This is a genomic window from Roseovarius sp. MBR-78 (assembly GCF_040547535.1).
In the GTDB taxonomy this organism is placed as follows: domain Bacteria; phylum Pseudomonadota; class Alphaproteobacteria; order Rhodobacterales; family Rhodobacteraceae; genus Roseovarius.
The window spans coordinates 48,111-70,414 of record NZ_JBEPPX010000011.1; the positions used below are offsets into that span (position 1 = coordinate 48,111).

General features: G+C 65.5%; 31 protein-coding genes and 1 pseudogene. 13 read left to right on the plus strand and 19 right to left on the minus strand.

The features are described from left to right. Nucleotides 1-9 precede the first annotated feature (9 nt). Nucleotides 10-390, minus strand: coding sequence for a head decoration protein (locus ABIE58_RS10795; RefSeq protein WP_354544729.1), 381 nt, complete (start codon nt 388-390; stop codon nt 10-12). A 111-nt stretch (nt 391-501) separates the two neighbouring features. Continuing rightward, a complete protein-coding gene (locus ABIE58_RS10800) occupies nt 502-1,938 on the minus strand; it encodes a S49 family peptidase (protein WP_354544730.1) in 1,437 nt (478 codons plus the stop codon). A gap of 80 nt (nt 1,939-2,018) precedes the next feature. On the opposite strand from ABIE58_RS10800, the gene ABIE58_RS10805 reads away from it, so the two are divergent. Then, nucleotides 2,019-2,270 carry an AbrB/MazE/SpoVT family DNA-binding domain-containing protein gene (locus tag ABIE58_RS10805; RefSeq protein ID WP_354544731.1) on the plus strand — a complete coding sequence of 84 codons (252 nt, stop codon included), beginning with the start codon at nt 2,019-2,021 and terminating at the stop codon, nt 2,268-2,270. Further along, nucleotides 2,267-2,665 (plus strand): type II toxin-antitoxin system VapC family toxin, encoded by a 399-nt coding sequence (locus tag ABIE58_RS10810; RefSeq protein WP_354544732.1) that lies wholly within the window; start codon nt 2,267-2,269, stop codon nt 2,663-2,665. Before ABIE58_RS10805 ends, ABIE58_RS10810 begins: the two co-directional genes overlap by 4 nt. A 6-nt stretch (nt 2,666-2,671) precedes the next feature. On the opposite strand, the gene ABIE58_RS10815 is transcribed toward ABIE58_RS10810, so the two are convergent. Both ABIE58_RS10815 and ABIE58_RS10820 read right to left on the minus strand, forming a co-directional pair. Further along, nucleotides 2,672-4,159 carry a phage portal protein gene (locus ABIE58_RS10815; protein WP_354544733.1) on the minus strand — a complete coding sequence of 496 codons (1,488 nt, stop codon included), beginning with the start codon at nt 4,157-4,159 and terminating at the stop codon, nt 2,672-2,674. After that, entirely contained in the window at nt 4,159-4,368 is a 210-nt protein-coding gene (locus ABIE58_RS10820; protein WP_354544734.1) for a phage head-tail joining protein, read from the minus strand. The genes ABIE58_RS10815 and ABIE58_RS10820 overlap by 1 nt, the downstream gene beginning before the upstream one ends. Before the next feature lie 60 nt (nt 4,369-4,428). Between ABIE58_RS10820 and ABIE58_RS10825 the strand changes: the two genes are divergently transcribed. Both ABIE58_RS10825 and ABIE58_RS10830 read left to right on the plus strand, forming a co-directional pair. Beyond that, nucleotides 4,429-4,674 carry a type II toxin-antitoxin system CcdA family antitoxin gene (locus ABIE58_RS10825; protein ID WP_354544735.1) on the plus strand — a complete coding sequence of 82 codons (246 nt, stop codon included), beginning with the start codon at nt 4,429-4,431 and terminating at the stop codon, nt 4,672-4,674. Then, nucleotides 4,674-4,970: a CcdB family protein gene (locus tag ABIE58_RS10830; RefSeq protein ID WP_354544736.1), complete on the plus strand. Its 297-nt coding sequence runs from the start codon at nt 4,674-4,676 to the stop codon at nt 4,968-4,970. The genes ABIE58_RS10825 and ABIE58_RS10830 overlap by 1 nt, the downstream gene beginning before the upstream one ends. Here the strand turns inward: ABIE58_RS10830 and ABIE58_RS10835 are convergent, their stop codons facing one another. Then, nucleotides 4,971-7,010: a phage terminase large subunit family protein gene (locus tag ABIE58_RS10835; protein ID WP_354544737.1), complete on the minus strand. Its 2,040-nt coding sequence runs from the start codon at nt 7,008-7,010 to the stop codon at nt 4,971-4,973. Next, a complete protein-coding gene (locus tag ABIE58_RS10840; RefSeq protein WP_354544738.1) occupies nt 6,958-7,494 on the minus strand; it encodes a hypothetical protein in 537 nt (178 codons plus the stop codon). Before ABIE58_RS10840 ends, ABIE58_RS10835 begins: the two co-directional genes overlap by 53 nt. Nucleotides 7,495-7,633: 139 nt before the next feature. Here ABIE58_RS10840 and ABIE58_RS10845 point away from each other — a divergent pair, with 139 nt between their 5' ends. From ABIE58_RS10845 to ABIE58_RS10870, 6 genes are all read left to right on the plus strand, one after another. Further along, nucleotides 7,634-7,828: a DUF6900 domain-containing protein gene (locus ABIE58_RS10845; RefSeq protein WP_354544739.1), complete on the plus strand. Its 195-nt coding sequence runs from the start codon at nt 7,634-7,636 to the stop codon at nt 7,826-7,828. 12 nt (nt 7,829-7,840) lie between these two features. Continuing rightward, nucleotides 7,841-8,059 (plus strand): hypothetical protein, encoded by a 219-nt coding sequence (locus tag ABIE58_RS10850; protein ID WP_354544740.1) that lies wholly within the window; start codon nt 7,841-7,843, stop codon nt 8,057-8,059. An 11-nt stretch (nt 8,060-8,070) separates the two neighbouring features. Then, entirely contained in the window at nt 8,071-8,355 is a 285-nt protein-coding gene (locus tag ABIE58_RS10855; protein WP_354544741.1) for a hypothetical protein, read from the plus strand. A 26-nt stretch (nt 8,356-8,381) separates the two neighbouring features. Further along, nucleotides 8,382-8,747: a hypothetical protein gene (locus ABIE58_RS10860; RefSeq protein WP_354544742.1), complete on the plus strand. Its 366-nt coding sequence runs from the start codon at nt 8,382-8,384 to the stop codon at nt 8,745-8,747. A 117-nt stretch (nt 8,748-8,864) separates the two neighbouring features. After that, nucleotides 8,865-9,134: a hypothetical protein gene (locus ABIE58_RS10865; RefSeq protein WP_354544743.1), complete on the plus strand. Its 270-nt coding sequence runs from the start codon at nt 8,865-8,867 to the stop codon at nt 9,132-9,134. Between the two features lie 99 nt (nt 9,135-9,233). Next, entirely contained in the window at nt 9,234-9,803 is a 570-nt protein-coding gene (locus ABIE58_RS10870; protein ID WP_354544744.1) for a DUF3489 domain-containing protein, read from the plus strand. Between the two features lie 9 nt (nt 9,804-9,812). Here the strand turns inward: ABIE58_RS10870 and ABIE58_RS10875 are convergent, their stop codons facing one another. The 12 genes and pseudogenes from ABIE58_RS10875 to ABIE58_RS10930 all read right to left on the minus strand — a co-directional run bounded on the left by ABIE58_RS10875 (nt 9,813) and on the right by ABIE58_RS10930 (nt 17,786). Further along, the gene (locus ABIE58_RS10875) at nt 9,813-10,022 is read right to left on the minus strand and encodes a DUF7220 family protein (RefSeq protein WP_354544745.1); all 210 of its coding nucleotides are present in this window, start codon (nt 10,020-10,022) and stop codon (nt 9,813-9,815) included. Beyond that, a complete protein-coding gene (locus tag ABIE58_RS10880; RefSeq protein ID WP_354544746.1) occupies nt 10,019-11,398 on the minus strand; it encodes a site-specific DNA-methyltransferase in 1,380 nt (459 codons plus the stop codon). The genes ABIE58_RS10875 and ABIE58_RS10880 overlap by 4 nt, the downstream gene beginning before the upstream one ends. Then, a complete protein-coding gene (locus ABIE58_RS10885; protein WP_354544747.1) occupies nt 11,395-12,657 on the minus strand; it encodes a site-specific DNA-methyltransferase in 1,263 nt (420 codons plus the stop codon). Before ABIE58_RS10885 ends, ABIE58_RS10880 begins: the two co-directional genes overlap by 4 nt. A 477-nt stretch (nt 12,658-13,134) precedes the next feature. Beyond that, complete coding sequence (locus tag ABIE58_RS10890) at nt 13,135-13,524, minus strand: helix-turn-helix domain-containing protein (RefSeq protein WP_354544748.1); 390 nt, start codon at nt 13,522-13,524, stop codon at nt 13,135-13,137. Beyond that, nucleotides 13,524-13,853: a type II toxin-antitoxin system HigB family toxin gene (locus tag ABIE58_RS10895; protein WP_354544749.1), complete on the minus strand. Its 330-nt coding sequence runs from the start codon at nt 13,851-13,853 to the stop codon at nt 13,524-13,526. Before ABIE58_RS10895 ends, ABIE58_RS10890 begins: the two co-directional genes overlap by 1 nt. A gap of 34 nt (nt 13,854-13,887) precedes the next feature. Then, the gene (locus ABIE58_RS10900) at nt 13,888-14,562 is read right to left on the minus strand and encodes a hypothetical protein (protein WP_354544750.1); all 675 of its coding nucleotides are present in this window, start codon (nt 14,560-14,562) and stop codon (nt 13,888-13,890) included. Next, nucleotides 14,559-15,305 carry a DNA methyltransferase gene (locus ABIE58_RS10905; RefSeq protein WP_354544751.1) on the minus strand — a complete coding sequence of 249 codons (747 nt, stop codon included), beginning with the start codon at nt 15,303-15,305 and terminating at the stop codon, nt 14,559-14,561. The genes ABIE58_RS10900 and ABIE58_RS10905 overlap by 4 nt, the downstream gene beginning before the upstream one ends. A 52-nt stretch (nt 15,306-15,357) precedes the next feature. Next, nucleotides 15,358-15,816 (minus strand): annotated as a pseudogene (locus ABIE58_RS10910) (DNA cytosine methyltransferase); the annotation flags it as partial. A 5-nt stretch (nt 15,817-15,821) separates the two neighbouring features. Then, the gene (locus ABIE58_RS10915) at nt 15,822-16,859 is read right to left on the minus strand and encodes a helix-turn-helix domain-containing protein (RefSeq protein ID WP_354544752.1); all 1,038 of its coding nucleotides are present in this window, start codon (nt 16,857-16,859) and stop codon (nt 15,822-15,824) included. Further along, nucleotides 16,856-17,251: a VRR-NUC domain-containing protein gene (locus tag ABIE58_RS10920; RefSeq protein ID WP_354544753.1), complete on the minus strand. Its 396-nt coding sequence runs from the start codon at nt 17,249-17,251 to the stop codon at nt 16,856-16,858. The genes ABIE58_RS10915 and ABIE58_RS10920 overlap by 4 nt, the downstream gene beginning before the upstream one ends. Further along, nucleotides 17,248-17,526: a hypothetical protein gene (locus ABIE58_RS10925; protein WP_354544754.1), complete on the minus strand. Its 279-nt coding sequence runs from the start codon at nt 17,524-17,526 to the stop codon at nt 17,248-17,250. Before ABIE58_RS10925 ends, ABIE58_RS10920 begins: the two co-directional genes overlap by 4 nt. Next, nucleotides 17,523-17,786 carry a helix-turn-helix domain-containing protein gene (locus tag ABIE58_RS10930; protein ID WP_354544755.1) on the minus strand — a complete coding sequence of 88 codons (264 nt, stop codon included), beginning with the start codon at nt 17,784-17,786 and terminating at the stop codon, nt 17,523-17,525. Before ABIE58_RS10930 ends, ABIE58_RS10925 begins: the two co-directional genes overlap by 4 nt. Before the next feature lie 606 nt (nt 17,787-18,392). Here ABIE58_RS10930 and ABIE58_RS10935 point away from each other — a divergent pair. Beyond that, nucleotides 18,393-19,652 carry a tyrosine-type recombinase/integrase gene (locus ABIE58_RS10935; RefSeq protein WP_354544810.1) on the plus strand — a complete coding sequence of 420 codons (1,260 nt, stop codon included), beginning with the start codon at nt 18,393-18,395 and terminating at the stop codon, nt 19,650-19,652. A 13-nt stretch (nt 19,653-19,665) separates the two neighbouring features. On the opposite strand, the gene ABIE58_RS10940 is transcribed toward ABIE58_RS10935, so the two are convergent. Continuing rightward, nucleotides 19,666-20,271 carry a hypothetical protein gene (locus ABIE58_RS10940; protein ID WP_354544756.1) on the minus strand — a complete coding sequence of 202 codons (606 nt, stop codon included), beginning with the start codon at nt 20,269-20,271 and terminating at the stop codon, nt 19,666-19,668. Between the two features lie 180 nt (nt 20,272-20,451). On the opposite strand from ABIE58_RS10940, the gene ABIE58_RS10945 reads away from it, so the two are divergent. Both ABIE58_RS10945 and ABIE58_RS10950 read left to right on the plus strand, forming a co-directional pair. Next, nucleotides 20,452-20,835 carry a hypothetical protein gene (locus ABIE58_RS10945; protein ID WP_354544757.1) on the plus strand — a complete coding sequence of 128 codons (384 nt, stop codon included), beginning with the start codon at nt 20,452-20,454 and terminating at the stop codon, nt 20,833-20,835. A 365-nt stretch (nt 20,836-21,200) separates the two neighbouring features. Continuing rightward, a complete protein-coding gene (locus tag ABIE58_RS10950) occupies nt 21,201-21,923 on the plus strand; it encodes a hypothetical protein (protein ID WP_354544758.1) in 723 nt (240 codons plus the stop codon). The last annotated feature ends 381 nt before the right edge of the window (nt 21,924-22,304 follow it).

Sequence of the window (22,304 nt, forward strand, 5' to 3'; positions counted from 1 at the left end):
GCGGCCGGATCAGGCGGTGTCGCGCGGGATGATCCCGAGGGCGGCGATCTGGCCGATCTTGGTGGTGATCTTGCCTGTGTCATCCACGGTGCCGTCGTAGGCCAGCGCCGCGCGCGAGACGATGGCAGGGCCGCGCACGAGCACCACGCCCACGGCATCGGCGAGGGTTGCGTCGACGGCGTAGAGCAGCACGGCGGCGGCCGTCTCTGATCCATCAGTGCCGGTGTCGGGGGAGAGCGTGTACTTGCCGCTGGCGGTGACGCGCCCCAGCACGGAGCCGACCGGATAGGGCATGCCCGTCAGCAGGGTCACGGTCTCGCGGGTGTAATTCGGGTTGACCTCGTATTTGAGGACGTCGCCCATGCCGGGCGGTTGGGTCAGGACAGTCATGATGGCGCTCCATGCGAAGGGGGCAAAAGACATCTCCCGCCGAAGCGGTGCGACGGAGGATCAGGTGAGCAGGCGAGTGTCGCGAGGGTGTCAGTGGCTTTGACCGGGTGATCAGGCTTTCGTGCCGACCGCAGCCGCGCGTTTCGCCGCTGCCACGATCGGGCTTTCCGCCGCCTGCGGCAGGACCGGCGAGGGCGGGGCGGCGACGATGTCGCGCGCGTCCGACGCGGCGCTGGCGCGTTCCAGCACGAGACGGCGCAGGGCCTCGGGCGTGGTGCCCTCGCGCAGCGCTTTCGCCGCGTCGATGGCGATACCGAGGCGGCCCGCCTGCGCCGCGATCTCGGCGATCTCCGCTGCCTCGCGGCGCAGTTGCGCCGAAAGCTCGGCCAGATTGTCCGCCTGCGGGGTGGTCGGCGCGGCGGCAGTTGCTGCGGCAGCGGGCGGTTGAGTTTCAGAGGGGGATGGCTCGGCAACGGCAGGTGGGTCATCGGGGGCATCCGTGTCGCCGTCCTCGATGTCCGTTACGTTCACTCCCACGTCCTGTGGGCTGTCCTCGGTGTCGTTCTTGGTGGCCATCATTGCCTCCTGTCTGGGGTGGGAAAGGGATGCGCGCCGGGTGCGCGCGGGGGATAGGATCGGGGTGCGGATCAGCATCTGCCGGAATGCCGAGAACCCACGCGCCAGATCGGAGACCTCGTCAGCAAGGCCTGCGGCGACGGCATCCGCCCCGCGGAAGGTGGCCGCCTCGGTCGCGAGCGCTGCCTCCTGGCTCAGCCGCCCGGCGCGGCCGGCCGCGACGGTTTCCGCGAAGAGAAACCGCAGCACGTCGATTTCGAGCTGGATGTCGTCGCGCACGGGATCGGGCAGGGGCTGATAGGGATTGCCATCGACCTTGTGGCGGCCGGAATGGATGAGGGTCACGCGCACGCCGTCCTGATCGAGTTGGCCGCTCATGTCGGCATGCAGCACCACGACCCCGATGCTGCCCAGCGCGCCGGTGCGCGGCAGGATGATGCGGTCCGCCTGAGATGCCAGCGCATACCCGGCCGAGAAGGCATGTTCGGCCACGAAGGCCCAGACCGGCTTGTTTTGGCGCAGCGCGCGGATGCGGTCGGCCAGATCGAACACGCCCGCGACTTCACCGCCGAAACTGTCGATCTCCAGCGCCACGCCACGCACCAAGGGGTCGCTTGCTGCGGCCTCGATCTGCGCGGCGATCCCCTCATAGCTGGTCTGGCCCGAGGACTCCCCGATCCAGCCGCCGCGATGGATGAGCACGCCGGAGATTTCGATCACGGCGATACCGTCCACCAGCGTGTAGGGCGCGTCGCCCTGCTGACGCAGGCTCTCGGCAAGACCGCCTGCGAGGATACCGGCGCGGGCAGGCAGGGCGGCAGTGCCGGGTGCGTCATGCACATCATGGTCCGCCAGTTCGATCTGCCGTCCGAGGATGCGGGGGCCGAGACCGGACAGAAACGCCATCGCCTTGGACGGCTCGACCAGCAGCGGCGTGTTGAAGGCGCGCGCGGCAATGCGGGCGTGGAGCATCAGGGCTGGTCCTTCGCTTGATTTTGCATTTCCGATCTCCACATGGTAAGGAGAAGGCGGAATATGTAAGGAATGTGCCGATGCAGGAATCGACAGTTACGGTCAAAGGCCAGACGACCTTGCCCCGCGATGTCCGGGCGGCCCTTGGCCTCGCGAGCGGCGACCGGGTGCGCTACGTCATCCTCGACGGCGAGGTGCGCCTCCTGAAGGCGCGCTCGGTCAAGGAATTGCGCGGCGCTCTCGCCCGTCCGGGCCAGAGGCCGGTGTCGCTCGACGCGATGGAAGAGGCGATTGGCGCAGGTGCCGCAGAGAGCGGAACCTCCGGCGCATGATCGCGCTCGACACCAATGTGCTGGTGCGGTTTCTCGTGCAGGACGACCCCGGGCAAGCGCAGGTTGCGGGTGATATCATGGATCGGCTGACCGATGCCGATCCCGGATTTGTCGGCCGCGAGGTTCTGGTCGAACTCGTCTGGGTGCTCGAGCGCGCCTATGGTTACGGGCGCTCCGAGATTGCCGGGGCGCTGGACGGGCTGCTGTCTTCGACCGAGTTGGTGATCGAGGCGGCTGATGATGTCGGCCTAGCTGTCGATCGCTATCGAAACGACGGCTTTGGCTTCGCCGATCTGATGATCGCCGCTGCCGCCCGGCGTGCCGGGGCCTCCGAATTGGTCACATTCGACCGCAAGGCGGCGCGCCTGCCCGGGGTGCGTCTGCTCGGAGGCTGAGGGCGGCTAGCCTTCCTCCTGTGTTGAGGGTCTGTTTTCCGCGTCCGTGTCCTCGGGTTCAGCATCATCCTGTCCGGACGGCACCGCCTGCACACCCTGCGCGGGCGAGCCTGGTCGGCGGAAGTCGAGGCCCAGCGCGCGCTCGCGGGCACGCTCAAGCGCGATCTCGCGGTCGACCTGCTCGGCGTCGTAGCCGCGCTCGGCGATGGCTTGCGTGCGGGATTTCAGGCCGGCCTCGATCTGGGCGATCTCGGCATTGGCGTCCTTTAATGGGTCGACCCAGTCCCACTTCGTGGGCAGCCAGTCGGCGGTCAGCAGCCGCGCGCGGTTGGCCTCGTAGCCTGGCAGGGTCAGCGCGCCGGACAATACCGCCGTATCCATCCAGCGCGCCCAGACCGGTCGGCAGAGCTGCCAGACCATCACCGAATGCTGCCAGGCCGAGACACGGCGGCGGAACTCGATCAGGGCGAGGCGCGAGTTCGAGAAGTTGCCCTTCACCATGTCATTGGCGAGGTAAGGATAGGGGATGCCGAGGGCTGCCGAGATTTGCAGCAAGGTGCGGTACTGGAACGGCTCGTAGGTCGCCCCGCTGTCGGCGGGCTGGCCGACGGTCACGTCCTCGCCCGGATCCAGCCGCACGATCTGACCGGGGCTGATTTCCACGCCAGCTGGCACATCCTCATCCTCTGGGGCGGTGAGCGGGTTCTCCGGTGCCGGTGAGGTCACGAACATCGCATACATCGCCGCGACCTTCTTCCGGTCCAGTTCGGCGTCGTCATACTGATCGAGCAGGAAGAGCTTCACGATGGCGGGGGCCAGTTTCGAGACGCCGCGCAACTGCCCGCCCTCGACCGGGTCGATCACATGGATGACCTCGCTGGCGGGCACGCGCACCACCTCGCCCGTCAGCCCCGGATCGGTGCTGTCGCCCGGGTGGCGGCGCAGGAAGTGATAGGCGACGCGCCGCCCGATCCGGTCGAATTCGATGCCCTGCCGGATGGCATTGCCGTTGGCGGCGGTGCCGCTTCTCTCCAGGGGCAGCATTTCGGCGGGCAGCATCTGCAACTGCAGCGGCACCGTCAGCCCATCGCCTGCGCGCCGCATCCGGATCCGGAAGAACACCTCTCCGGCCATGAACACTTCGCGCGCGGCGCGGCGCTGCAACCCGTAGAAATCTGTCAGCCCCTCGGCATCGGCCTCGTCGGTCCAGGCGAGCCAGAGCCGCTGCAGCTCTTCCTTGCGCGCGGCATCGCCGATTTTTGATATTGGCTTGATGCCGTCGCCGACGGTATTCGCCGCCCAGCTTTCGACCGCATTCACGGCATAGCCGTTGTTGCGCACCAGCCAGCGGGCGCGGGCGGTGATGTCGGGTCCGGCGGCGGCGATCAGCGCGTTGACATGGGCTCGTGTCGCGCGGAAGCCGCGCAGACGACGATGGTGCTGACCGGCATCGAACCCGCCGATGAAGGCCCCGAGCCGCTGTCGCCAGTTCATCACAGATCCTTCACGGCATGGGGGCGCAGCACTCTGCGACTGGTACGTTCCAGCGCCGCGATCCGGCGCTCGATATCGGCGATGGCGGCGGCCAGTTCCGCGTCCGAGCCATAGTTGATGCTCTTGCCGTCATAGCTGACCGACCGCGTGCCGCTGTAGCGCGCGGCCAGCAGGGCGCTGTGGCGGGATTTCAGGTCATCGAGGGTCATAGGTGTCTCTTGATGCACACACGAAGCGTGTGTATTCCAATTGTGTTGATGGAGGGTCCGATGCCGCAGAACAGCACCGAGAAACAGCGCACGAATGTCTCGCTGACCGCCTCCACCCTCGCCGCCGCGCGCGAGTTGGGCCTGAATGTCTCCGCGATCAGCGATGCCGCGCTCGCAGAGGCCGTGCGTACGGCGAAGGCCGAGGTCTGGGCGCGCGAGAATGCCGAGGCGATCGCCGAGCGCCGCGCCTGGATCGAGGCCAACGGCACCCCACTGGCCGATCTCCAGGTCCTGAAGCTCGACTGATGGCGCAGTTCCATGTCTATCGTGTGCCTGGCGGCCGGCTGGTGCTCGACCTCCAGACCGATCTGATCGAGACCGGCACCCGCGTGGTCGCGCCGCTGGTGCCCGCCGCCTCGGGACTGAGGGCCATCGGGCGGCTCGAGCCGGTCTTCGAGATCGAGGGTGCCACGCATGTGCTGCACACGGCCGAGATGGCCGCGATCCCCTCGGCCCTGCTCAACGCACTGCCCGTCGCGGACCTCTCGCGGTTCGACTACGAGATACGGGGCGCCCTCGACATGGTCTTCTCGGGGTTCTGATCACTCCATGTATCGGGGCGTGCTGATCTTCCAGCCACGCCGCCGGGGGGCGGTAATGCGCCCGGCTTGAGGCTCGGAGGGTTTGTCGTTTTCAGGCTTTGCAGCTGCTGTGGCGGTTTCTACGCCGGCCTGCTTCTCCAGCTGCCGCCACATGCGTTCATCAAAGCGATCCGCGCCGAGGATCCATGCTGCGGCGCGGGCATAGATGCGGACGTCCAGCGCCTCGTTGCGCTCGCGCAGCTTCTGCCATTCCTGACGGGCATAGCCGCGTTTGTCACGGATCGTGACCAGCTGCTCGGCCACCAGCTGTTTCAGCCATTCGCTGTCCGCCCAGTCGGGCAGGTGGATCGTGCCTGCTGGATTAGATGCGCCCAGCGCGCGATCTTCATCAGAGGGTCGCTCAATGCGCAGGAACCGATAGGTCTCAGCCTTGAATGTGGCCGTGGCCACGGTCCAGAGCCGGGCCCCGCGCTTGAGTTTGCGGCCATTCACCGTCGCATCGACGAAGGTCGGCCCGGACACCGGCGTGGCCCGGTTGAAGCCTTCGAGCCCCTTCACCGGTGCCACCTGTGCAATCCCCTGCTTGCGGGACCAGGCATAGACGGCGGCGGACTCGTAGCCGGTGTCGATGGCCAGCTTCGCCAGCGTCATGACGGCGCCATGCTCGTGGACCCAAGTCTGGCCGAGAAGGGCGGTCAGCCTCTCCCAGCAGGCCGGATCATCCGGCCCGCCCGGAATGACGATGTGATCGACGAGCCAGCTCTCCAGCCCGCGCCCCCAGGCCCAGATATCGACCTCGATCCGGTCCTTCTGCACGTCCGCCCCGGCGGTGAGGAACAGTCCGCCTGCCGGGATCTGCGCGGCGAACACCGCGCGCCGGTCGGCCAGGCGCTGCCATTCCGGGGCCTCGCCCGACTCGATCCAGGTCTCGCCCAGCAGCGTGTTGCGCGCGGCGCGCAGCATCTCGTCGGAGCCTTGGGCCGCCAGCCAGTCCCGCGCGATCTGCTCCCAGCTCTTCCAGCCAATGGGCGAGTAGAGCGCCGAGAGGTGGAACCCGATGGCGGTCGGGTCGGTGGCTGTAGCGGTCGCCCGCCACTCGCCCAGCGCCAGCATCTCCGTCTTGTGGTGCTCGGCGATGGGGCGCTCGCAGCCTTCGCAGTGATACGCCGCTGTTTCCGGCTTCCCCTTTGCCCAGCGCAGCCGCTCGAACTGGAGCCACTGCATATGGCCGCACTGCGGGCAGGGCACGAAATAGCGCCGCTGGTCGCTGGCCTCGAACTCGCGCTCGATCCGGCTGAGCCCCCGGATCGTCGGCGTCGAGACCATGAACACCTTGCGCCGGTGCGCGAAGGTGGTTGTGCGGGCCTCGGCCAGCGTGACCGGATCGCCCTCCTCGTCGGCCGAGGCGGGATAGGCGTCGATCTCGTCGAGGAACACATAGCGCGCGGGCATCGAGCGCAGGCCGGTGGCGCTGTTCGCCCCGGTCAGCACCAGGATGCCGCCCGGAAACTCCTTCGACAGCATCGAATTGCCGGCATCGCGCGAGCGGGCGGGGCTCACCCGCTCCTTCAGCGCCGGGCTGTCCTCGATCAGCGGGTCGATCCGCCCGCGCGAGGTCCGCTTGGCCATCTCGACCGTCGGCAGCACCGCCAGCATCGGGCCCGGCGCATGATGGATCACGAAGCCGATCCAGTTGTTGCCCGCTTCCGTGGCCCCGACCTGCGCCGCCTTCATGAAGCTGATCCGCTGCGCCGGGTGGTTCGGGGACAGCGCATCCATAATGCTGCGCAGATAGGGCGTGCGTGTAGTGCGGTACCGTCCTGGCTCCGCCGAGGCGCGCGAGCTGAGCCAGCGGTGCGCATCGGCCCATTCCGACACGGTCAGGTCGGCGTCCGGTCGCATTCCCCGCCGCCAGGCGCGCAGGACGTCTTCGGCCCCGTCAAAGCCGAGGTCGAGCCCCTCGGTCAGGTCGTGATCGTCTTCTCCTTCATGCAATGCTGACCCGAAGGTCGGCGAGGGCGTCGAGCTGCTCTCGGACATGGGTTTCCAGCACCCTCTGCAGGATCGCAGTCTCGATCGTCACGGGTGTGCCCGAGGCCTTCTCCATCTCTGCGGACAATTGCGCGGCCATCAGCGCGGCCACGCGGGTGGGCCAGGTCACCCATGTATCGCGTTCCTGGCGCGCGAGGCGAAACACCAGCGTTTCGGCGCGCGCGCGGTCGACCAGCACGCCCTTCTTCTTCTGGACCGCGATCTGCTTGTCCTGAGCGGCATAGACTGTCAGCAGCGTGCGCGCCTTGACGTAGGACGCGGTCTCGCCCGGCCCGCTGATCATCCCGTCGCCACCCCGCGATCGCATCTGCTGATCCGGGTCGGTCATCGCGCTGCGGCGCGCATCGGACGCCACCGCGTTGATCGAACCGTCCGGGTAGAGCACCAGCCGACCGTTCTTGCGCGCCTTTTGCACCGCCCCGCGCGAGAGGTTGGCGTGCTCGGCATAGGCGCGCTCGGACATGCCTTCCATGGCGCTGTGGTGACCTTCAAGATATTGGAATTAAACGTAAAGATGGCATTTATTCAGTTGATTACACTTCCCGACAGAGCGAATCTCGGATCATGAAGCGGGTGCATCGCGCACCGCCAGAGACAGCACGGAGACAGCCATGCGCAAAAACCCTGATCCAACCGATGCTCGAGATGCCCTGCTGCGCGACATCGCCGAGCGCCATCTCTTTCTTGAGACCCTCGAGACCCGGAACGCCGACGGTCTCGATTTCCACGACCACGCCGTCTGGGCGATCCGCTCCGCGCTGGAGGCGGCCTTTGAAGCCGGGCGCTGCGCCGCCACCAATTCCTGAAAGGACACCCACATGACCGCCATCACCACCATTCGCATCGACCATGCCGCAGTGCCCGATCCCCTGAACAGCAAGAATCCGGACGCGGTCGCCGGCATGATCGAGGCTGCGCTGCGCGACGAAGGCATCACCGCCGAGGCTTCCGACGTGATCTCGCATATCAAGATCGAGCTGCCGACCACCCAGCTTGCCGCTGCCAGCGCGTTTCTGGTCAGCTTGCACCTGCTCTGACGGAGGTGGTCATGAGCACCCGCGCGCAGATCGCCATCCAGACCGGGCCAGATGAGTGGACCCACATTTACTGCCATTATGACGGATATCCGTCGCATATGCTGCTCGCGCTTGCACCGTGGACGCCCCAAGACATCCTTGCCGCCAAGGAAATCCGGCAGGTCCGGGCAGACGTGCTCGACTGTTTCGATCCGCCCCGCGAGCCACCCATCCTGCAACAGCCAACCCGCGAGTTCTGCCACCTCTACGTCTGGCAGGACGGGGCATGGGTCGAGGTCAATCCCGATACCGACTGATGACCTCCTGCTGAAAGGGTCCCTCCATGACCGATCTGTCCCCCAATTGTCTGCCCGAGGGCGAGACCCTCGACGACATCGTGCGGCGCAACTGCGCGATCGGTTTCGACCTGCGGTTCTGCCGCAGCGTGGCCGTGTCCGAGCACGACCGCGATACCATCACCTGTGACCCACCCGAGGCGGAGTTCGCCACGCTCTTTGCCCTCACCGATCTGGGCGAGGCCATCGCCATTCACGATGTGCAGCTCACCAGCGCCGGGGCCGGCGAGGTGGCGGCCGTCAGCCGCGCGCTGTTCATGGCCATGGTCAACGCGCATCGCGATCCGCCCGACGCGGCCCAGCGACACGAGGCCGAACAGGCCGCGCTCACCGATCATGATCGGATCGGATGATGCTCGACGGCTCGATTATAAAGACCTGATATTGCTCAGAATTGCCTACGATAATCGGCCCGGCAGAGCGATTGTGATGACACGGAAACGATGCAACTCACCTCAAGGAGCCACGTCATGATCAGCCCGAACCAGATCACAACACCCCGCCATCAGCTGCGTGCCGAGAAGGCCCGCAGGAATAAAGAAGCAGCGCTCGCCGCCTTCATCGCGAAGAAAGCCGAGATCGACGAGAGGCTCACCCGCTTGGCACAGCTCAGCGACGATCATTTCAACTGCGCCCCCGACGAGGTCGGCTGGGCGATGGTCGGCACGCTCGACCACTACGCCGGGCTCCTCAAGCGCATCACCGACAGCGCCTTCGGCGAGGGCGAACACGCTGAGTGACCCTTCCGGCCCGGCTTTGGGGCAGCCCGTCATCATGGCGGGCTTCACCCGGTAGAAGGCGGCGCATTGCGCGCTGTCCGAGCCGACCCGGAGGTTCCCATGCCAAAACTCACCGATACCCAGACCATCATCCTCAGCCGCGCGGCCACCCGCCCCGGCAATCTGGCCATGCCGCTGCCCGACGGGCTGCACGGGGCCGCCGCCAGGAAGGCCGTGGCCGCGATGATCTCACGCGGCTGGCTCGAGGAGGTCGACGCCGACCTGCGCAAGGGCGAGCCGCTCTGGCGTGAGACCGGCGATGGCCATGGGACAACGCTGATTGCAACCGAGGTCGGGTTGGATGCCATCGGGATCGAGCCGGTCGCGGTCAGTGCCGTCGCCAGCGCGCGAAAGGCAAAGCCGCAACCGGACGCGGAACCCGCCGTGACAAAGGGGACTGAAGTCTCGAAGCGCATCACCATCCGCGCCGGCACGAAGCAGGCGCAGATCATCGCGCTGCTGCAGCGGCCCGAGGGGGCGTCCATTGCTGAGATCGCCGAGGCGACCGGCTGGTTGGCGCACAGTGTGCGCGGCCTGGTCTCTGGCGGGCTCAAGAAGAAACTGGGCCTGCCCGTAAGTGCGGAGAAGGTCGATCAGCGCGGCACCGTTTACAAGCTTGACGCCGCCTGATCCTCGCAGTTATCGCAAACGCTCAAACAGCCTGCGCAGCGTGTAGCTGCGCAGGAGCGAAACGCCGGTGAAGACCCCGCCCAGCGCCAGGTTGTCGCCAAGGCTCGCCTGCAGGCCGAACCACGGAAACACAATGATCTGGATGGCCACTGCCAGTGCATAGCCCACGGCGACATTGGTGAGCGCCTCGATCAGCGACATGCGGCGTGATTGGCTCATGCGCGCTTTCTCGACCGGCGCGCGGGCTTCTGGTCTCCCTCGTCCATGACAAGGCGACTGGCTGTCCGCCCCGTGGCCAATTCCCAGCGGCGCACAGCGACGTCGCAATAGACAGGATCCAGCTCCACCGCGTAGCACCGCCGACCGGTGCGCTCTGCCGCGATCAGCTGGGTGCCCGAGCCGCAGAACGGCTCGAAGACCAGGTCGCCCGGATCGGTGAAAGCCTCCAGAACCGCTTCGACCAGCGCCACCGGAAACACCGCCGGGTGCGATCCGGCCGCGCCCAGCCCGCCCTTGTGGCGCATGATGCGGAACACAGAGTCGGGGATGCGATGGCTCTGGATCGTGTTGCCGGTGCCGGTCTTGGGCCTGACCTGTCCGTCGGTGGTGCGCAGGCCGCCGCCGCCCAGGGTCTCGCCCGCGTGCTTGCTTTCCACCGTCTTGTTGGGTTTGCGCGGCTGGCGGTTGAAGTGGAAGATGAACTCGTGCGAGGGCGCGAGCCGCCCGTTCCAGTCGCCGGGCAGGCCGGGGCCCTGGTCCCAGACATACCACCCAAACCGCCGCCAGCCCTGCGCGTGCATCCAGTCCACCCAGCCCTCCCAATACGGGATCCACTCGCCGTCGCGATGCACGAGGCCGAGATTGACCAGTAGCTGCGCAGCCTCGGCGACCGGTGCCACGGCGAAGACGCCTTGGATCAGCGCATCCCAATCGCCGACCTTCTCCTTGGCCGCGCCATAGTCGCGCTGCTGGGCATAGGGTGGGGAGGTGAAAATCAATGTGGCCTGCGCCCCGTCCATCAGACGCGCCGCCACGGCGGGGTCGGTCGCATCGCCGCAGATCAGCCGATGATCGCCCAGCGCCCAGATGTCGCCCGGACGTGTGATCGGCTCGGCCGGGGCCTCGGGGATCGCGTCGGCGGTGTCATCGTCAACGGGCGTGCCGTCGTCGTCACCGGCATCGTGCAGCAGAGTGTCCAGCTCATCTTCGGGGATGCCGATCAGCCCGAGGTCGAAATCCTCGGCCAGCAGCCCGCGTAGCTCTTCCAGCAGCAGAGCGTCGTCCCAGTCACCCAGCTCGGTCAGCTTGTTGTCGGCGATCCGATACGCCCGCCGCTGTGCCTCGGTCAGGTGCCCCAGCACGATCACCGGGGCCTCGGTCAGCCCGAGGTGGGCGGCGGCCAAGATGCGGCCGTGGCCCGCGATCAGCTCGCCATCGGACGCGACGAGACAGGGCACGGTCCAGCCGAACTCGGCCATGCTGGCCGCGATCCGTGCCGCCTGATCGGCGTCGTGCGTCTTGGCATTGCGGGCATAGGGTTTGAGCCGATCCAGCGGCCAGAATTCGATCTGGCTCGGGCGTAAATGCGTCGTCATGCGGTGAGCCGTTTGGCCTTGAGGGCGGCAAAACTCTCGCCGGTTTCCACCAGCACTGCCTCCTCGCCGGTGAAGGACTGCCAGCGCTCGATGGCGACATCGACATAGGCCGGGTTCAGTTCCACCCCGTAGCAAACGCGCCCCGTGGTTTCCGCCGCGATCAGCGTGGTGCCGGAACCCATGAAGGGCTCATAGACCGCCTGACCGGGGACCGAGTTGTTCAGGATTGGCCGGCGCATGCATTCGACGGGTTTCTGGGTGCCGTGCACCGTGTCTGTGTCCTGATCCTTGTTCGCGATCTGCCACAGCGTCGTCTGCTTGCGATCGCCCGCCCAGTGGCCCTTGCCCTTGGCGCGCACCGCATACCAGCAGGGTTCATGCTGCCAGTGATAGTCGCCACGGCTCAGCACCAGCCGGTCCTTGGCCCAGATGATCTGCGACCGGATGGCGAAACCCGCCGCCAACAGGCTGTCGGCCACGGTGGCGGCATGGAGCGCGCCATGCCAGACATAGACCACATCGCCCGGAAACAGCGCCCAAGCCTCGCGCCAGTCGGCGCGGTCGTCGTTCAGCACCTTGCCAGTGCGCTTGGTCCTGGCCGCGCCCGCCTGGTTGCGCCAGGATGGGTCATAGTCCACGCCATAGGGCGGGTCGGTCACCATGAGGAGTGGTCGCACATCACCCAGCAGCCGCCCGACCACATCGGCGGAGGTGCTGTCGCCGCAAATCAGACGGTGCGATCCCAACTGCCACAGATCGCCCGGTACCGAGACCGGCGTGACCGGTGGTTCGGGAACATCGTCCTCGCCCTCGACCGGGCCATCCCCGCCCAGCGCCTCGGAGTCCTGCAGCAGCGCGTCCAGATCATCCTCGCTGATGCCCAAGAGCGACAGGTCGAAATCCTCGGCCAAGAGCCCCGCGATCTCGTCGCGCAAGATCGCCTCGTCCCAGTCGCCCAGTTCCGTGAGTTTGTTATCGGCGATCCGGTAGGCCCGGCGTTCGGCCTCGTCGAGATGGCTGAGCCGGATCACCGGCACGTCCGTCAGCCCCAGCATGGTGGCCGCCAGCACCCGGCCATGCCCCGCGATCAGCTCGCCATCGTCGGCCACCATGCAGGGCACGGTCCAGCCGAACTTGGCCATGCTGGCGGCGATCTTCGCGACCTGGTCGTCGCCGTGCATCCTGGCATTGCGGGTATAGGGGCGCAGCCGGTCGATTGGCCACGTCTCGATCTCGCTTGGCGCGAAGACAAGGTCCATGAGGCGGGTCTCAAATGTGGAGCAGGGCGAAAACGTGCACGCGCGCCGCGAGCATGTTCAGCAGCGGGAGCGGGGTCCGCGATGTGGGGAAAAAGAAAACGCCCGGAAGGGTTTCTTCCGGGCGCTATTCTTCGATGATCAATGGGTACGTCAAGGGGGCTAGAAATGTCAAACCATTTTTGCGCCTGGAATCAACACGTTCCGGTTCGCCCGAGCGCAGGTGACTTCCTGACGCGGCGGCGGTGGCCGGTGGATTCCGTAAGGTGGATTCCCTGGCTTCCCGGTGGACTCCACCTGAGCCAGTTGGGTGCTTGCGTAAGGCTTTGATATTGAGTCAGAATTTCCAGCAAGGCCGCTGCGGTGGCTTCCGGGTGGATTCCCCGGTGAGGAATCCAGTCGCTGGCGAAATGGCGCGCTCAGCCCCCCCGTATACAGATCCGGCCTGGGAGGAACCATGCCGGGGGGGATCAAGGATGATCAGGCGTTTCCCTCTTTTGTTTCCAGGTGATACGGCTTGATCAATGCTGCGGCCGGGATTTTCCAGCTGGTGTGGATCTTCTGGATCATAGCCAAGGTCAGCGGGCGTTTGCGGTTCATGATCTCGGATGCACGGGACTTTCCGCCGACCAGTTCTGCCAGATCACTCTGACGTCTTTGCTTTATGTCCATGAATACCTTTAGCGTCTCGATCGGGTCGAGTTCTTCAATTGGGTATTCTCGGTTCTCATAGGCTTCGATCAGATCGGTCAGGATGTCGAAACGATCTGCTTCCGTTGTTCCGGGCTCAGGTGGAGCGTCGAAATACTGCTCGATTTCCGCAAGTGCCCAGTCCAGGTCTGCATCCGTCCGGATAGCGCGCAATTCCATCAGATTTTCTCCACATCGATCTTATCGTATTCGGCATGCGTGCCGATGAACTTGATCATCACACGGTAGTACGGTCCATAGGCAACGCGCGCGACGAGGCGGAATTTGTTACCACCGATATCAAATACAACACGGCTATCCCCAACGAAGTCTACTGATGTCCCGAACATTTCTTTTACGTCCTGTGGTCGTTCCCATTTGGCCTTCTCGACCTCGAGATACCAAAACTGAAGCGGTGCTTTCGCAGATGCATGCCTGGTCCAATACTGGACAAGTGCACGCTTCGAAAGAACTCGCATAGGGCCCTTTCCCGATTTCCGTAGTGACATGGTTACATGAAAGTGTTCCCAAGCAGGGAACTTGTCAAGGCCTGCGAACCTGTGATCTTTCCCACGGCTGCACCTTTGGCATCACCGCCGTCACCTCCACCTCCCTCAGCATCCGGCCCGCCATCAGCCCGTCCCGCACCCAACCCAGCGCCCGCCACCATTCGTCATAGGCGCGCCGTGCAGAGTCGATCTGCTGCGGGTGTGGTGAGAAGGTCACCGGGCAGGCACGGACTTCGAGTGTGCGCCATTTCCCACGGATGAGAACCCGTTCCGTCCCGACCACGATACTGGCCGCGCGATCACCATGGCGATTGCGCTTGATCTCGACGGGCACGCAGCGCGGCACGGCCCCCGGCATCCAGTCCGGCGTCAGACCTGCCCGTGCCAGTTCCGCCACGCGGATCGCCATGCGCTTTCCGCCGAGTCTGTCGGGCATCCCGGCGACGGTGGCGGCGATCACCTCGGCATCCTCGTGGGTGTAGCTGCCCATCTTGTGTCGGCCACCGTCGACCTTACAGCCCAGCGCGGCACGCTGCATCAGGACATATTCGAGGCCAAACCCGAAGCCTTCCTCGACCACATCCTCTGGCGGCGGCAGGTCCAGCTGTGCCTTTTCCACCCGGAACGCCCATTCCAGCGCCGCCTGCACGCCCAGCGCGCGTTTGACTTTTGCACCACTCGTGCGGGTAATTCGTCCCTGCATGCTCACGGCTGCAATCCTTCAAAGAGGTTCATTTGCACCGGGCCTGCCGGCTCCTCGCTCGCTCGCCAGATCCACGGGCCCGAGGCCATGGGCAGCTGCGAGAGAGCGCCACGCATGCGCTGCTGCCAATGGGTGAACGCCGTTGCCGAGCAGGCGCAGAGCGCGTGCCCGATGGGCCAGCCCATCAGCCATCCGACGAAGAGCGGGTTCAGCCGCCGCCGTGACCGGCCCTTCAGGATCCGCCGCGAGACGGCGCGCCCATGCGAGGCAATCATCGAAGCCCAGAGCGGGCGCGAGATCGGGGCGTGCGGCGAGGACCGCGGCCCATCCGGCGAGGTCGCCAGGGCTGGGCGGGTGAAGCCCTGCTCCGCCCGATAGTGCAGCAGGTCCATTCGGGATTTGCCGTCGGTGCGCGTCACGCTGGCCGGACTGCTGCCCTTCCAGTTCTGCGCCGCCGGTGTCGGCCATTGGATCGCTTGCGCCGACAGCTTCGGCTCGCCACGACTGTTGATCTTGCCGCGCAGCCGATCCATCTGGTCGTCGGCCACCGGCGTTTGCCATTGCGCCGCCTGCGTCGGCAGGGGCGGCATTCCGCCCGAGCCATAGCTCTGACCCGGCCCGCCCTTCGCGCCATCTGTGGCCTTCGGTGTCGACCAGTTGGTGATGCCCAGCGCCAGCGCTTCCGCCTTGCGGGTAAAGTCGCTGTTGCCCGCCGGGTTGTAGCGGGTCGTGCCGGGATGCAGGCTCATCGGTGTGGGCCAGGATGAAGATCCGGAGCCGCTGGTGCGGCGCGCCAACCTCTGCCGCGCTGAACAGACCCGCCGCAGGCGTGTAGCCCAGGCCCCAAAGCTCTCGCAGGACGGCTTCAAGGCCGAGGGTGACGTGACCTGCGACGTTTTCGAGGAACACCCATTCGGGGGCGCATTCCCCGATGACGCGGGCGACGTCGGGCCAGAGATGGCGGGGATCGTCGGCCCCTCCACGCTTTCCGGCGGCGCTGAAGGGCTGGCAGGGATATCCGGCGAGGACGGTGTCAAACGCCCCGCGGAAGGGGCGGGCATCAAAGCTGCGCAGATCATCCCAGATCGGGGCCGGGGCGAAGTACCGCGCGGCTTGGGCGGCGATGAGCACGGCGCGGGGCCAGTCCTCCCATTCGACGAAGCATCGGGTGTGGTATCCCGGCTCGGCAAGCATGAGGCCCAGATCAAGGCCTCCGCCGCCAGCGCAGAGGGACAATCCGTGCCGGGGACGTGACACCATGGCATTCACAGCACCCCCCTCTGCCGCAGCCGCTGGGGCGTCACCAGTCCCCGCGCCAGCATGGCGTGGCACATGGCGTTGCTGATCATGCTGGCGGGCAGGTATTCGTCGGAATTGACCTTGGCCGCGTAGAAGGCCGCAAGCTCGTCATCGCCGGGCCTGGGGCCATCAATGCGCTTGCGGCGTCGGGTGTCGCCGCTGCCGTTTGCTGAGCCCCTTGCCGCAACCGGTGCGCCGCACTGCTTCAGGCGCCCTGCCGCTCTCTGCATGGCCCGATCGAGCGCCTTGGGTCCATCTGGCGGCTCCGGATGGTCCCGCCGCGAGGCCTCTGCCACCGCGAGGATCGCGTCCTCGTCGAGACCGAGATCGTCGCGCCAGCGCCGGACATGTTCGCGCGGTGGCCAGCCCTGCCACCAGCCGGGCAGGGCGGCGGGATCGAGGCCCAGCGCCCGGACCAGCTCCCCGAAAAACTCCTCGGAGATCGCATCGCGCGCCTGCGCGCCCTCCTCCTCCTTTACTGGTTTACTTAAAGGTTCCCTTACAGGGTTAGTGTCCGGATTCCGGACACGGGTCGGGGCATTTTCCGGACACGGCTCGGCCGGAAAATCGGACACGGGTCGGGCCTCACACCCGTGTCCGGTTTCTGGACACGGGTCGTCGTCAGCCTGCGCTTCTTCATCGAAAGGCGCTGGTTCAGCACGGCTTTCTTGCTGGTCTGGGTTGCCATGTCCGGTATCCGGACACGGGTCTGGCACATGCGGTGTGAAGCCCGCCTCGAACCCCAGAATGTAGCGGGTGGGCATCTGCCGCTTCGTGACCGGATGCAAGCGCGGAACACGGCGCAGAAGCCCGACGGCTTCGAGCTGGCCCAGATGCTCGTTCAGCGTCGATCGGCTGATTTCGCAGTCGTGGGCCAGGCGCTCTTGCGAGGGGAAGCAGCCATAGTCGGGATTGAACCGGTCGCACAGATGCCAGAGCACGATCCTGGTGGTGGGCTTCAGCCCGCGCTGCCTGATCGCCCAGTTGGTGGCCTCGTGGCTCATGGGGCGGCCCTCCGAACCGGGGCCGTCACGCGGGTGGTGAAGCCGTGCTCGGCCAGCGCGCCCAGCGCATCGTCGAGCGAGCGCACCAGCGCCCAGCCAAAGCCCTGCGCCAGCACGGCATCACGAAACGCCTCCTGCGCGGGGCTGAGCCGGCCCTTGAGGGATTTCAACTCCAGAAACAGGACGCGCCCCTCAACGAGCACCATCAGATCGGCGAAACCGGCATGGACGCCCATGCCGACCAGGATCGCCTGGCGCTTGGCGCCGCGCGGACCGGGTTCGGTCACCTCGTTGGCGCAGTGGTGGATGATGGCCGTGCGGGGCAGGGCAAAGCGCAGCGCCTGCACCACCGCGCGCTGCAGATCGGCCTCGGGTGTGCCGCGCCGCTTCATCGGCTCGCCTCCGGCGCATCATCGTGATCGGTGCGCTGAGCGTGGCGCAGGCGCGCCGGGCAACGGGCATCGATCACAAACAGGAGGGCACGGGCATCGCGCCGCTCCTCTTCGGTCTCGCCATGCCTCGTCAGCACATTGCAGGCGAGCCGGATCAGGTGGTCGGAATGATGCGCGACATCGGCGATGACGGCGCGCGCCTCGGCGACGCGGTCGGTGGGCCAGGCTCGTCCTTCACGGCTCGCCCGAAACGGGCCGGGTTCATGCTCGGTCATCGACGGCCTCCCGCGCGGGCGCGCCGGGGCGACACCTTTTCCTGCGTCTCGAGCCATTCCAGAACTGCCGCGCGTCGGTAGAGGATCTTCCTGCCGGCCTTCACGAAGGCCGGGCCGCGCCGGGCATCGGCCCAGCGCCGAAGCGTTTCCTCGCACACGCCGAGTTCGCGGGCGAGATCGGTGCGGCTGATCCAGCCCTGCAGGAGGGCTGCGGTGTTTGCGCCGTAGGGCGCGGTGGTGGTCTGTTCGCCTGGTGTCATCTGCTTTCTCCCGATTGTCGCCCGGTGAGGGCGAATGTCGTCTCGCAGCAGAAGCACAGGCCCGGGGGTGGCAGGGTGGCAGTGACCGGCAGTGGCTTGCCGCCCCCCGTGCCACCCCTTGTTTTATTGAAGCTTCATGATTTTGCGCTGCGGCGCAGCGGGATTTGCAGGTCTTGCAAAGTCGCCTAGGGCCAATTTCGCCGCAGACAGCACCGCCAAATCCGCGCGCAATCGGTCACATTCGGCGATTTCGGGATGTTTTGGACGACGTTCGGCCAAAGTCAGGGGGTGGCAAGGGTGGCAGTGACCGGCAGTGAGTTGCCGGTTTGCGTGCCGGTCTCTGATTTCATTGAGCTTTTTCCGGGTCCGCCGACATTGGGCGACCTTTTTCCGGGTCCGCCGACATTGGGCGACATTGGCCCAAGGTGCACGGCCTCGGCGTCGAGCCGGGCGCGGCAGCCCTTGACGCGAATTGCCAATAAAACAGGGGGTGGCGCGCACTGGCGACGGCACTGCCGGTCACTGCCACCCTGCCGGGCTGGCGCCAGGATTACCTTGCCTGTGCCGCGAATCTACGCGTCATGGACAGGGAAAGGAGGTGCCTCGATGCCGAAACGGGTCCGCTTGAGCGAGAAGGTTCTGCGCGATGCCATCCCTGCCGAGGGGCGCGATTACCAGATCTTCGACGATAATGTTCGCGGCTTCGCGGCCTGCATTTACCGCGGCGGCGGGCGCGCCTTCACCCTCGATTATCGCCATGCGGGACGGCAGCGCCGGATGACCTTCGCGCGCTGGCCCGAATGGTCGGTGTCGGCGGCGCGGGATCGCGCGCGGGAATTGCGCCGCGATGTCGACCTTGGCCGCGATCCGCTGGCTGAGCGCGACCAGAGCCGCGAAGCCCCTCGCGTGCAGGATCTGATCGACCGCTACCTCAAGGAGCATGTGACGCGGCTCTCCGACCTGAACGCGGCCGATCAGAAGTCCATGATGACCAAACTGATCGCCCCGCACTGGGGCAAGAAGCTGGTCACCGACATCACCAGGACCGATGTCGAAAAGCTGCTGGCGAAGATCGCCGAGGGCAGGGCGCGGCCGCACAAGGCCAGGCCCAACAACCGCGCCCGCAAGCTGCAGGGGCCCAAGCCCACGCCGGTGCGCGCCAACCGCGTGGGCGAGGCCCTGCGCAAGATGTTCAACCTCGCCGTCGAGTGGGGCATGTGCAAGGAGAATCCGGCCAGCGGCTTCTATCGGCGCGTCGAGAACCCGCGCGAGCGCTTCCTGACCAGAGAGGAGATCGACCGGCTTTCCGCCGCGCTCGATGCCGATCCCGATCAGCGCGCAGCCGGGATCATCCGCATCTGCATGCTGACCGGCGCGCGCGTCGGCGAGGTGCGCCAGGCGCGGTTCGAACAGTTCAATCTCGAACTCGGCATCTGGTCCAAGCCTGCCGCCACCACCAAGCAGCGCAAGGTCCACCGCGTCCCGATTTCCGAGGATGTGGCGGCGATCATCCGCCAGCGCCAGCTGCTGGTGCCCAGGGGCAATCCATGGCTTTTCCCCGGCGATGTGCCCGGTCAGCCCGTCAAGGAAATCCGCCGCTTCTGGCAGCGGATCCAGAAGGCGGCGGGGATCGAGGATGCGCGGATCCACGATCTGCGCCATACCTTCGCGTCGCTGCTGGTCAGTGGCGGGGCGTCGCTCGAGATGATCGGCAAGCTGCTGGGCCATACTCAGATGCAGACGACGCACCGCTACGCCCACCTGCTCGACGCACCGCTGCGCGCCGGGCTCGATGCCGTGGCCAGTGCGGTCCGGCCACGGCTGAAGGTGGTTCACGATCAGGCACCGGATCAGAAATCCGCCTGATTGGACCGCCGCGTCATGCCCTCTCGCTGGTCCTGGTCAACGCGCGCCAGACCGGCGTGATCCGCCGACGGATGGAACGCTCGTCCGGAACGTCGTTGCCATCGGAATGCGCCACGAACCAGTCCTGCATCTCGGCCACCAGCTCGCCCTGCGAGGCGGGCACACCGCGTTCGTGAATGCGCAGGGTGAGGGCTTGCAACATGCCCTCCCAATCATAGGGCGAGATAGACCCGGTGCCGCCGCTCACGCGCGTGAACAACTGGTTCTTCTCTTCAAAGCGCTGGACCTGCTGCCCGGCGATCAGCAGATCGGCGATCGACACCTCGACGCCTTCTGCGGGGGCGGTGATCAGCAGCCAGTCGCTGTCGCTCCTGGTCCGAACCCTGTGCACCCGGGTGGTTTGCGGACCCGTCCCGCAGCGGCGAAACATCGGCAGGATGTCGAAGGCCGCGACGATCACCTCGCCCGCGACGATCCTGTCTCCGCACGTGGCAGGCGGGATCCCGGTCAGAATGTCGAGATTTCCCGTCGCCGACCACCCGGCGATATCGGCGATGGTGCAGCCCCAGCGCGCGGCAACTTCGTGGACGGTGTAGAATTCCCTTTGTGGCAGCTTCATGTGCGCTCCATTATTGTCACCGCGCCTCTGACGAGGCCCCGGAGGGCGTGGCGCAAGGTGATTGTTGTCATCAAGAGCACGGGCGTTGCGACCATAAGGAGACGAATCGCAAAACGACTCGCGCTCCGGTTTATTCTGCCCTAACACCCCCGTCAGAACCTGCCGTGGATGAACATCGGGATGGCATTCGAAAAAAGTCTTGATCTGATACGCCTCGCGGTGATGGCGGCAGCCCGCCACAAGGGCGTTAACCTCGTCGACGTGGTCGAGGTGCCGCGCGACAAACAAGGTGAGTTCGGCGTCAGCCAGCGCACCGCCCTGCGCATGATCCGGGGCCTGGAGATGGCCTTTCCCGGCGTGGTCTGGTCGACCGACCGCGAAAGGCGGCGCTGGTGGAAGCTGTGCGGCACGACCTCCTGCGCATGCAGGGTAGGCGTTCTTTCCTGCCCATCGCGGACTGGGCGCGCCGAAAACCATGTGCGGAAAGCGATTGCAGTCCGAGGATCATTCGCAGCCTCTACATCAACGCCACCTCAACAGTTGAGTGTTGTCAAACGTTTGTAATTGTAGTCGAAAGCAGGCGAATGTTGATGAGTGTCGCCTCGAAATTTTCGTGAAATCAAAGGCTTATCGGCTAAGCTATTGGTTTTGCTAAGCTATTGGAATCACTAGGGTTTTGGCTCATAACCTGAAGGTCGTAGGTTCAAATCCTACTCCCGCAACCAAAATTTACAGCATTATCAAATACTTAGAACCCTACCTAAACGGTCGGGTTTTGGCTTGTCCAAAACACATCAACGCCACATCAACGTTTGAAGAGTCGCGGTGAAAATGTGTTGGATAATCAATCGCCTAGCCAAACTCGCCTTTTTGCGGCCACCGATCCTTTGAGTCTGGTCCGGCCGAAATCCTTGTGGCAGCATCACGACATGATCAACTTCCGCACCCTTCCCGATGACCACCCCGACCTCGCGCATTCGCCCCTGTTGCGCGCGGCGCTGCTGACACTGCGCTACGCGCAGGACCACGGTGCCATCGGCTTGACCAAGACCAAGGCGTTCAAGCGTGTCTTCGTGCATTGGGCGGTCGAGAACTTTGACTGGCCTGGAAAGAGCGCGGAAGAGATGTTCCGGTACAACAAGGTCATCAATGAATACGAGTTTCCACCGCTCGAGGTGTTGCATTACCTGCTGATCTCCCTTCGCCTTGGGCGGCACTTCAAGGGCGAATTCCGGGTAACGAAACGTGGAACGGAACTGGCACAATCCCCGGGGCGTCTGTTCGCAGAACTCATCCCGTTCTTTGTGCTAGAGATCGACCATGCCTCTTACTCCCGATTTGAAGAACGCCCCTTCGGCAAATGGGATGTCTGGATGAACGTGATCAACGTCGAGGCGGACCATGGCACCACCGAGCGGGCGCTGTTCGCGGCATTCTATGGAAAGGAACACGACTGGGACAACGCTGGATGGCGCGAAATGGCCGCGTTCTCCTCTTGCGTGCTGCGCCCTCTGGAATGGTCCGGACTGCTGGTTCAGACCCGAGAAGAGCGCGAGGGCAAGCACATCCACCACGTGTTCAAGACACCGCTTTGGCGCAGCGCACTGAAACTGGACACCGATGCCTTGTTGCGGCCTGTGTCCGTAAATTAAACCGCTGGCTCACCCGACTTTTTGCCGTCGGTCTGGCCCACGCTCAGCCTTCTCCGAACCGGCCGTTCGCACCGGAAGCAGCGTAGGCCTCGAGACAGCCCCAGAGCGGACCCACATGCGGGATGCAGCATGTATCGGGGCATAAACACGCAGGGCGGACAGTGTGAGTTCGCTGCACCTACAGTGGGATCTTGTCCATTTCATGAAAGCGGTCATTCACGGCTCAGGTTCACCCCCCATGCAGCACCAGGCACCAAGGTCAGCAATGCGCAGGAAGCCGACCCTGCAAAGTTGCAGACCTTGGTCGCCCATCGAGGCATGACCGGCCCAGATCAGAGTCTCGTCTGGTCTGCGAACGCCGCGCTGAAATACGCCTCAGAA

Bases quoted from the DNA above. Each gene is read 5' to 3' on its own strand.
- ABIE58_RS10850 (WP_354544740.1), top strand. From the start codon at position 7,841: ATGACCGCCATCACCACCATTCGCATCGACCATGCCGCAGTGCCCGAT.
- ABIE58_RS10870 (WP_354544744.1), top strand. From the start codon at position 9,234: ATGCCAAAACTCACCGATACCCAGACCATCATCCTCAGCCGCGCGGCC.
- ABIE58_RS10925 (WP_354544754.1), bottom strand. From the start codon at position 17,526: ATGACCGAGCATGAACCCGGCCCGTTTCGGGCGAGCCGTGAAGGACGA.
- ABIE58_RS10865 (WP_354544743.1), top strand. From the start codon at position 8,865: ATGATCAGCCCGAACCAGATCACAACACCCCGCCATCAGCTGCGTGCC.
- ABIE58_RS10830 (WP_354544736.1), top strand. From the start codon at position 4,674: ATGGCGCAGTTCCATGTCTATCGTGTGCCTGGCGGCCGGCTGGTGCTC.
- ABIE58_RS10795 (WP_354544729.1), bottom strand. From the start codon at position 390: ATGACTGTCCTGACCCAACCGCCCGGCATGGGCGACGTCCTCAAATAC.
- ABIE58_RS10805 (WP_354544731.1), top strand. From the start codon at position 2,019: ATGCAGGAATCGACAGTTACGGTCAAAGGCCAGACGACCTTGCCCCGC.
- ABIE58_RS10860 (WP_354544742.1), top strand. From the start codon at position 8,382: ATGACCGATCTGTCCCCCAATTGTCTGCCCGAGGGCGAGACCCTCGAC.
- ABIE58_RS10835 (WP_354544737.1), bottom strand. From the start codon at position 7,010: ATGTCCGAGAGCAGCTCGACGCCCTCGCCGACCTTCGGGTCAGCATTG.
- ABIE58_RS10915 (WP_354544752.1), bottom strand. From the start codon at position 16,859: ATGAGCCACGAGGCCACCAACTGGGCGATCAGGCAGCGCGGGCTGAAG.
- ABIE58_RS10810 (WP_354544732.1), top strand. From the start codon at position 2,267: ATGATCGCGCTCGACACCAATGTGCTGGTGCGGTTTCTCGTGCAGGAC.
- ABIE58_RS10825 (WP_354544735.1), top strand. From the start codon at position 4,429: ATGCCGCAGAACAGCACCGAGAAACAGCGCACGAATGTCTCGCTGACC.
- ABIE58_RS10950 (WP_354544758.1), top strand. From the start codon at position 21,201: ATGATCAACTTCCGCACCCTTCCCGATGACCACCCCGACCTCGCGCAT.
- ABIE58_RS10945 (WP_354544757.1), top strand. From the start codon at position 20,452: ATGGCATTCGAAAAAAGTCTTGATCTGATACGCCTCGCGGTGATGGCG.
- ABIE58_RS10895 (WP_354544749.1), bottom strand. From the start codon at position 13,853: ATGTCACTACGGAAATCGGGAAAGGGCCCTATGCGAGTTCTTTCGAAG.
- ABIE58_RS10800 (WP_354544730.1), bottom strand. From the start codon at position 1,938: ATGCTCCACGCCCGCATTGCCGCGCGCGCCTTCAACACGCCGCTGCTG.
- ABIE58_RS10815 (WP_354544733.1), bottom strand. From the start codon at position 4,159: ATGAACTGGCGACAGCGGCTCGGGGCCTTCATCGGCGGGTTCGATGCC.
- ABIE58_RS10880 (WP_354544746.1), bottom strand. From the start codon at position 11,398: ATGACGACGCATTTACGCCCGAGCCAGATCGAATTCTGGCCGCTGGAT.
- ABIE58_RS10855 (WP_354544741.1), top strand. From the start codon at position 8,071: ATGAGCACCCGCGCGCAGATCGCCATCCAGACCGGGCCAGATGAGTGG.
- ABIE58_RS10845 (WP_354544739.1), top strand. From the start codon at position 7,634: ATGCGCAAAAACCCTGATCCAACCGATGCTCGAGATGCCCTGCTGCGC.
- ABIE58_RS10840 (WP_354544738.1), bottom strand. From the start codon at position 7,494: ATGGAAGGCATGTCCGAGCGCGCCTATGCCGAGCACGCCAACCTCTCG.
- ABIE58_RS10890 (WP_354544748.1), bottom strand. From the start codon at position 13,524: ATGGAATTGCGCGCTATCCGGACGGATGCAGACCTGGACTGGGCACTT.
- ABIE58_RS10820 (WP_354544734.1), bottom strand. From the start codon at position 4,368: ATGACCCTCGATGACCTGAAATCCCGCCACAGCGCCCTGCTGGCCGCG.
- ABIE58_RS10930 (WP_354544755.1), bottom strand. From the start codon at position 17,786: ATGACACCAGGCGAACAGACCACCACCGCGCCCTACGGCGCAAACACC.
- ABIE58_RS10920 (WP_354544753.1), bottom strand. From the start codon at position 17,251: ATGAAGCGGCGCGGCACACCCGAGGCCGATCTGCAGCGCGCGGTGGTG.
- ABIE58_RS10875 (WP_354544745.1), bottom strand. From the start codon at position 10,022: ATGAGCCAATCACGCCGCATGTCGCTGATCGAGGCGCTCACCAATGTC.
- ABIE58_RS10935 (WP_354544810.1), top strand. From the start codon at position 18,393: ATGCCGAAACGGGTCCGCTTGAGCGAGAAGGTTCTGCGCGATGCCATC.
- ABIE58_RS10940 (WP_354544756.1), bottom strand. From the start codon at position 20,271: ATGAAGCTGCCACAAAGGGAATTCTACACCGTCCACGAAGTTGCCGCG.
- ABIE58_RS10885 (WP_354544747.1), bottom strand. From the start codon at position 12,657: ATGGACCTTGTCTTCGCGCCAAGCGAGATCGAGACGTGGCCAATCGAC.
- ABIE58_RS10905 (WP_354544751.1), bottom strand. From the start codon at position 15,305: ATGAGCCTGCATCCCGGCACGACCCGCTACAACCCGGCGGGCAACAGC.